2 protein-coding genes are annotated in these 1,278 nt (G+C 38.5%); both read right to left on the reverse strand.

From position 1 onward, the window contains the following. The coding region (locus DU53_RS13080; RefSeq protein ID WP_235599835.1) for a hypothetical protein at nucleotides 1–193 on the reverse strand (193 nt) is incomplete at its 3' end. 65 nt (nucleotides 194–258) lie between these two features. Then, nucleotides 259–1,278: ISNCY family transposase (locus DU53_RS11580; RefSeq protein WP_063728794.1), on the reverse strand; the 1,020-nt coding region annotated here is incomplete at its 5' end.

Below are 1,278 nucleotides of genomic sequence, written 5' to 3' on the forward strand. Positions count from 1 at the left end.
GAATTTCGGATTTTTCCTTTTTTGCGAGCTTTCCTGTACCTTTTTTGAATAATCTTCCACCACATTTTTCATATCTAACCTCTTCATCTTCTCGCCTACCTTCCCGGGTATTCGAGAAGATTATCCCTCTTTTTTGAGTAGATTTATTTTTTGACGCAACGTTCCCTTTTCGAGTAGATTTTTTTTGAAGCAATTCGAAATCCGTAATGCCTCAAAAATAAATCTACTTGAAATAGGATGGATGCCTCAAAATAGAATCTACTTGAAATTGAGAGGGACATAGTTGAGGATCCCTCCTTTCGATTTATCAATCTGGATGTTCACTAATTGTTCTTGGAAATGAGTTATTATACTCTTGAGTTTGTAAATGTCTAGGGCTTCGTGTTGTTTGCGAAGCCTGTCTTTTGTATTTTGGTCAACCCAGGGTGATTGCATGATCCTTTCGTATGGTGTAGTAGGGCGGTCGTATTTTTTGCTTACCTTGTTTCCTTTTCTAATTTTCTCAATGATTTTCTGATTTGGCTGAAAATGATTATTGTACAGATTCAGAGACGCATACAACTCCTTTAGTATTTGGAATTCTTCCTCTGTGTCGTATCTGTAATATCCAACGGCTCTTCTTACAACAGACCAGTTCTTTTGTTCGACATGACAATTATCATTCTTGTTGTAACTCCGGGTTCTGGTGAATAGAAGCCCTTCATCTTCACAATAACGGTATATGTGTCTATTAATAAATTCTGATCCGTTATCTGAGTGAATACCTAATAAAGTGAAGGGAAGCGTTTTCCTCAACTGAATTATAGCTTTTAATGTCCAAATTTGCGCTTTGTTTCTTATTGGTGCCACTACACTCCAACCACTTGCTACATCTACCATGTTGAGGCTGTAGCAAAAATCACCACTTACACTCCCTCCATCATGCCCAATGAGGTCAACCTCAACAAAGCCTGGTCTTGTATCGTCCCACTCGTAATGTGTTTTTATTCGTATGTGCTTTTTCAGAAGAGTTCCGGGCTTTGTATGAGACCGTCCTTTGAGTTCCATCTTTTTCCTCTCGCTGGATAACAATCTGTCGATAGTGGAAGCACTTATATTAAGAAGCTTCCTTTTTGTTTCTTCAGTCAATGTTAGATGCCCATTGCGAACAAGATTATCTATTACTTCACCCATCACTGCTTCGAGCCTTTTACCACACGGGAAATCCATTATCTCCCATATCCTCACGAGTTTCACGAAGACTTTGTGATCATATTTTTTCTTTCGACCCTTTTTCTG

Source organism: Kosmotoga sp. DU53 (assembly GCF_001639905.1).
In the GTDB taxonomy this organism is placed as follows: Bacteria; Thermotogota; Thermotogae; order Petrotogales; family Kosmotogaceae; genus Kosmotoga; species Kosmotoga olearia.